At 64.0% G+C, this 5,396-nt stretch carries 6 protein-coding genes and 1 pseudogene; 5 read left to right on the plus strand and 2 right to left on the minus strand.

Annotated elements, in window-relative coordinates; translation table 11 throughout:
- Positions 1-383: 383 nt before the first annotated feature.
- Both D9V36_RS40565 and D9V36_RS42795 read right to left on the minus strand, forming a co-directional pair.
- A complete protein-coding gene (locus D9V36_RS40565) occupies positions 384-551 on the minus strand; it encodes a hypothetical protein (RefSeq protein ID WP_164992807.1) in 168 nt (55 codons plus the stop codon).
- Between the two features lie 1,264 nt (positions 552-1,815).
- Positions 1,816-1,893, minus strand: a pseudogene (locus tag D9V36_RS42795) (hypothetical protein); the annotation flags it as partial.
- Positions 1,894-2,016: 123 nt separating this feature from the next.
- On the opposite strand from D9V36_RS42795, the gene D9V36_RS01225 reads away from it, so the two are divergent.
- The 5 genes from D9V36_RS01225 (at position 2,017) to D9V36_RS01245 (ending at position 5,328) form a co-directional block, all read left to right on the plus strand.
- Positions 2,017-2,301: a hypothetical protein gene (locus D9V36_RS01225; protein WP_129292036.1), complete on the plus strand. Its 285-nt coding sequence runs from the start codon at positions 2,017-2,019 to the stop codon at positions 2,299-2,301.
- A 686-nt stretch (positions 2,302-2,987) separates the two neighbouring features.
- Positions 2,988-3,323, plus strand: coding sequence for a helix-turn-helix domain-containing protein (locus tag D9V36_RS01230; protein WP_129292037.1), 336 nt, complete (start codon positions 2,988-2,990; stop codon positions 3,321-3,323).
- Positions 3,320-3,769 carry a hypothetical protein gene (locus D9V36_RS01235; protein ID WP_129292038.1) on the plus strand — a complete coding sequence of 150 codons (450 nt, stop codon included), beginning with the start codon at positions 3,320-3,322 and terminating at the stop codon, positions 3,767-3,769. The genes D9V36_RS01230 and D9V36_RS01235 overlap by 4 nt, the downstream gene beginning before the upstream one ends.
- Before the next feature lie 819 nt (positions 3,770-4,588).
- Positions 4,589-4,981 carry a hypothetical protein gene (locus D9V36_RS01240; RefSeq protein WP_129292039.1) on the plus strand — a complete coding sequence of 131 codons (393 nt, stop codon included), beginning with the start codon at positions 4,589-4,591 and terminating at the stop codon, positions 4,979-4,981.
- Between the two features lie 68 nt (positions 4,982-5,049).
- The gene (locus D9V36_RS01245) at positions 5,050-5,328 is read left to right on the plus strand and encodes a hypothetical protein (protein ID WP_129292040.1); all 279 of its coding nucleotides are present in this window, start codon (positions 5,050-5,052) and stop codon (positions 5,326-5,328) included.
- Positions 5,329-5,396: the final 68 nt, after the last annotated feature.

Genomic DNA, 5,396 nt, shown 5'->3' on the forward strand with positions numbered 1-5,396 from the left:
CCGGAGCTACGGAGGGTCCCACTCACGCCAGCGCGGTCCCCTGTCCATAGAGCCGCCTGCTCGGTGCCGGGCTGGCCAGAGACTAATTCGCCACCGTAATTGGCCTGCCCGGCCCTTGGGGCGACTGCTGGCAGAGGTGTCCTTCGCCCCCGTCACTAGGTCGGAACGGAGCCGAGCCGGATTTCGACTGGCTGGTCGACCAGCAGGCCCCAGCAGGTGGGCGAAACACAGAGCTTCGCCTCCCACATCAAGCACAGCCAAAGCTCTTTGGACTGCCCGGCCGCCAATGTTCGGTCGGATCCAACCCTTCGACGCCGGGGCGGAAATACACCTGCAGCGACCACTGCGCCTCGCTCCAATCGCACCATGACCAGTACTGCCGTTCAGAGTGTGCAGCCGGATTTCAGCGCAGCCACGATCGTGTACGGCCAGCCCAGGAGCACCCCGTACACGTCCTCCACCGCCGGGAACAGTTCAAGGTCGTAGTCACCGACGCCCCAGAGACGCTTCTTCAGTCGCTCGACGACCGCCGCCGTGGCTCGGTCCCGCAAAGGCTCTGGTCTTCCCCTGGGCGTGGAGACAACCATGGCGCATTTGTCTTCATAGTAAAGACACCACACACGGGGGGTCTTCTATCGGGCGCCGCGCATGCTGGGACGCACCGAAGATTTCAGAAGCGCATGGAAGATTTCAGTGAGGCGAACCTAAGTTGCCGTCAGGGCTGGTCAACGGCCTGATGGTGCCTGGACCGCCGGGCACTGCAACATTTCGTGCGGTGACTGTGACCCAGACCACCCACGAAGGGTTTCAGTACCCAGGTCAGGGGCCTGCCTGCTGAAAGCTCGGTGCACCGCCAGTACGCACCATGCTGCTCCACCGCCACCTGCTGCACCTGACCTCGTTGCCACTCATCGAACAAGCCACAGTTTCCGCAGATCAGCGCCCGAACGCGCGGGGCGAATCCGCGAACTCCCACGTCCCGAACTCCCACGTCCCGAACTCCCACGTCCCAAGTCCAGACAGCGCCCTTGGCGCCCGCCCCTCGGCAGAACTCCGCGGCCAGAGCCCTTCCCACCCCCAAAACCTCCCCCCGCGAACACCGGTCGGTGCTCCGGGGCCGCCGAGCGGCCGTGCACACCAAGGCCCCGATGAGGCTCGGTGGTGCTCGTCGCCGCGGCCGGCAGGAGACCGCCGTGGAGCGGCCAGCGGTCCGGGACGGCAGGAAGTGATCCATGCCGGGGCAGACACCCAACGGCTGCCATGCCAACACGCCGACAACGTCGTTGGGGGAGCGCCAAGACCATAACGGAGGCCCAGGATGGGGTCGGTGGAGAGCAGGGCGGCCTCAACAGGCTTGGGCGCGGCCTCGTCTCGGCAGTGGCACTTCACAGGGAATGCAAATTCTCAACCAGGCATCCCTCTACGAAGGGGCTGGAGGGGCTGGAATTCCAGGTTCGACTTGCTCGCACTCACGGAGTGTCGGACCAGACGGGCGGCCGACAGGCGTGGGAGCTGAGCGGAGCTCAGATTCTCGGACGGCGGTATCCCGAAAGTTCAGCCTCCCCAGCCACTGTCTCTATGTTCTGGCGGCTCTGAGCTGCAGTGATTGTGAGGGTCTAGCTGCATGAGGATCCGCCCCTCACTCCTCGCATCGCGGTCTTCGCATGACTTCCGACCGCACCGTCAGACTTGACCATGTGAGGTCGGGCTGTCGCCGAACGACAGTTCAGGGAGTGAAACCGTGGAGCCCCGGAACCCTAAATGGCGGGTTCCGGGGGCTCCACGCCAGTTGTGCAGTACGGGGTAACGGACGGGTTACGCGCCAGCGTGCGTTATCGCCCGCCCCTGGGAGCGGTCGGTCTTCTCGCCGGCGTGGCACGATGCGACGGTGAGCGGGTCAACGGCTTCGCCGGGCGACCCCGTCCGATAGTCGCCGTGGGGGGATCGCGGTCGTGTGGGACGAGGTAGAAGACCCTGCGGTGGAACAGGCTGGTCTCTGAGTCCCGCTCAACGGTCGTGTTCCGGGCAATCAACGATGCGGTGAAGGCGAGGAAGCTGGGCGAACTCAGCAGCGGACCGGAGGAGGGGTCTGATGACTTCCTCGCGATCGATGTTCCCGATCGACGTACGTCGCGTGAGCGCCGGAAGACCGACCAGCTTTCGTGGCGCCCGACGTTCAAAGACCTCTCCAAGATCGACAAGCTTTGGGCAGAACACAAGTTCGCCAACCGATCGGCGTTCATCGAAGCCGTGCTAGACGCCTATCTGTCAGCCTTGAAGAGGGGTCGTGCACGCAAGTAACCCGAGGGGCATGCCCTCTGTCCGCTTGATCCCATCGCGGTCCAAGCTGGCGAACGAGAACCTGCTTCCCTCGGGCGGGTGAGCGCGCAAGCCTCAGCCTGCACAGCGGATGGCCTCCGAGCCAGTTGGATGAAGGCTCTGGGGCCATCGGCATTCTTTCCAGCTCGCTTCCTCTCGCCCCTCGCCTCAGCTCTCGCATGGAAGCCGGAAGCTGAGTGGGGAGAGGTTCACTCGGACGGTTGGGTTGCTCCAGGACCCGACAGGGCGGTGGCTGCATGCAGGCCAGCAAGGGGCCGCGAGGCCAAGCGCGCGCGAAGAGAGCCGTTACCGCGGGCAGCGCCCCAAAGGACATGACAGTTGCACCTCTGGAGGCTGCCAGCGTGCCCCTGTATCCGGTCGCTTGTCGGACCAAGCGTCTGGATCTGACGCTCGCACACGCTGCCCACCAATCGCGGCGACACGTGCACCACATGCGCACTTCTTCACCCTCTGCAGATTCGTTCAGGGTGTAGGGTTTGATCACAAAATGCGAACGGCCCCCGATGCTTGGCGGCAGGGGACCGTTCGTTTCTGGTTACGTGCTTCGAGAGTATCGCGGACCGCATGCCTCCGCTGCGTGAAGCGGATCACTCTCGGGGTGGACGGGAGCGTCGCAAAAAGTGTCAATCCATCAACAAGATGACGAAATGGTCGTTGAACTCGGACGGACGACCGACCAGACGGGCACGCGGTGCGCGATGATCCCGGAATGGGTTCTCGCCCAAGGCCCTACTGAGGCATGGTTGTACGGGCACATGTGCCTCCTCGCTGAACGCCAAGGCCCGGAGAAGACCGTAAACGTACCGCTCGCTAAGCTCGCCGAGAAGCTCAAAGTCTCAACGCGAACTCTCCAGAAGTACCTGGCCGCCCTTAGGCAGGCCGGGGCTGTGGCAGTCGAGCCCCGCCACGACGAACACAGCGGAACGAGGCTCCCGAACCTCTACATCCTCAACTTCGCCCCGCCTAAGGGTGAGGCGCGGTGAGCGAACACGCCAAACCCAAGGGGACCCCGAAAGACCTCTCAGGTGACGCTAGCTTCGCGCGAGGCCGCCGACGCCGCTTTCCGTTCACTCAGCTTCCCGACTGGGTTCTGTTCGCCGACATCTCCCCAGGCGCAAAGACGCTGTACTGGGCTCTCTACGTGCACGTCAATCAGGAGCGCAAGGACAACACCGGCGACATGCGGGTCTGGCCTGGCCAGAGCAAGCTGCTCTACATCTCAGGCATCAAGTCAAAGACGACTCTGCGCAAGTACCTCAAGGAGCTGCGCGGAATCGGTGCAGCAGACTGGCGAACCGGTCGAAATCCACGTAACCCGCTGAGGACGCAGACCGTGTACCTGGTCCATGAGGAACCAGAGAAGGACTACGCCGGCCCAGCGTCCATTTCGGACGTCTACGAGGCCTACAGCGCACAGGAGGAAGACTGACCCAACCACGCACGCCCTTGCCCCCTCCACCGTCCTGGCTGGAGGGGGCTTCGCTGTTCCGGGACCGCTAGAAGGCATCTGCGCAGGTCAAGCCCGGGGGTCATTTTTTGACCCTCCGGCTGCCCGCGCTGCGGAGGGTCATTTTTTGGCACTCGGGAGGGTCAAATTTTGGTCCTCGGGAGGCTCAAATTTTGGTCCTCCCGAGGACCAAACGCTGTGCCTCCGAGATGCCAGATTTTGGTCCTCCCGAGTGCCAAAATTTGAGCCCGAACCAGACGAAGCACCAACCAGATGAAGGGCCAACTCATACGAATCTCAACGAGACGAAGGAGAACCAAACGAACGTTGAACCAGACGAACGTGTCGTCCGCTACGCGGCCTCATCAACTGCCGGGGGCTAACGCCGCCCCCGGCCACCCCGCGCCAGCGCCTTGGATGCGCTGGACCATCCCTAGGTCATGGTCCTGCGCTACGCGCACCACTTCAGGCCCTGAGGGCCTTTCGTTGGACCATGCCCACTGAATCCTGCAGTTGCTCAACATCGTGGCCTAGGACCTACCTGATGTAGTAACAGCAACCACAGGACGCGCGTGCGCGAGCCTTCGCTGATGCCACAGGACTCCCACCCCCTCCACGCTTTCCGTGACAGGGAACGCCTGCTGAAGTCTTTGGCCGTTCCCTCCCGTCCAATGGAACAAAGCAGCTCAAGCGCGCTCTCGCTAGCTTCCCGCCCCGAGCATCGGTGCTGGTGGCGTAGGAGGAGTCTCTGTGAGTCCGTGACCGTTCTGCGCTGCCCACTGGACGTGGGGAGTGGTGGACGTGAATCAGTACGGACGGCGAGCGCTGCGGCATTGGCAGGAGTTCCGGTCCGGGAGCATCGCGCAGCTCGATGATCCCGAGGCTTTCTTCATCCAGCTTGGTGTCGATGCTCAGGACGAGGTGGGGGCTCGCTGGAGGGCTGAGCGTCTGACGGTGCCTGCCGTGGTAGGGGAGTCCTACTTCGAGCGGGCCGGCGGTCTGCAGCCGATGCGCTACGAGGCCGAGGAGCAGTGGCGGGAGCGCGGCCCCCACAAGCTGCCGGCAGACCGGAGCTGGCCACAACACCTCACGGCCTCTGTGTCCGCCCGGCTCCGGTCTGCTGATTCGCCGCGGCGGCAGGAACTGCCGCACCCCGGAGTCACCTTTGTTCGGCGCGGGGGTGAGCATGTCTGACGAGAACACTCTGTCCGGCGCAGACTCAACGTCAAATGCAGTCAGCGGCACTACGCGAGGGATAAGGGATGAACCACTACGGCGCGCAGGTGATGCGTCACTGGCAGGCCGAACGGCTTCTGGAGTTTCAGGAACTCGATCAGCCGAGGGAGTACTTCACGCAGCTGGGCGAGGAGATAGCCGAGCAGGTGGAGATCAGGGCCCGCAGTCTGGCGGGCTCGGCGCCGGCGGAGCCGGAGGGCTATCTGGCCCGGCTGCAGCGTCTGAACAGCGCCCGGTTGGAGGCGGAGGCCGAAGTGGTCCGGGAGTATCTGCTGCAGGAGTCGGAGCAGGAGCCGACTCCCTAGAACTGCCTCTGGGGGCTCTGCCGCGCTCCGAGGGCGAGCGGATCCGGCACAACCTCCAGGCCGTTCGC

The sequence above is a fragment of the Streptomyces lydicus genome, assembly GCF_004125265.1.
GTDB classification, from domain to species: domain Bacteria; phylum Actinomycetota; class Actinomycetes; order Streptomycetales; family Streptomycetaceae; genus Streptomyces; species Streptomyces lydicus_C.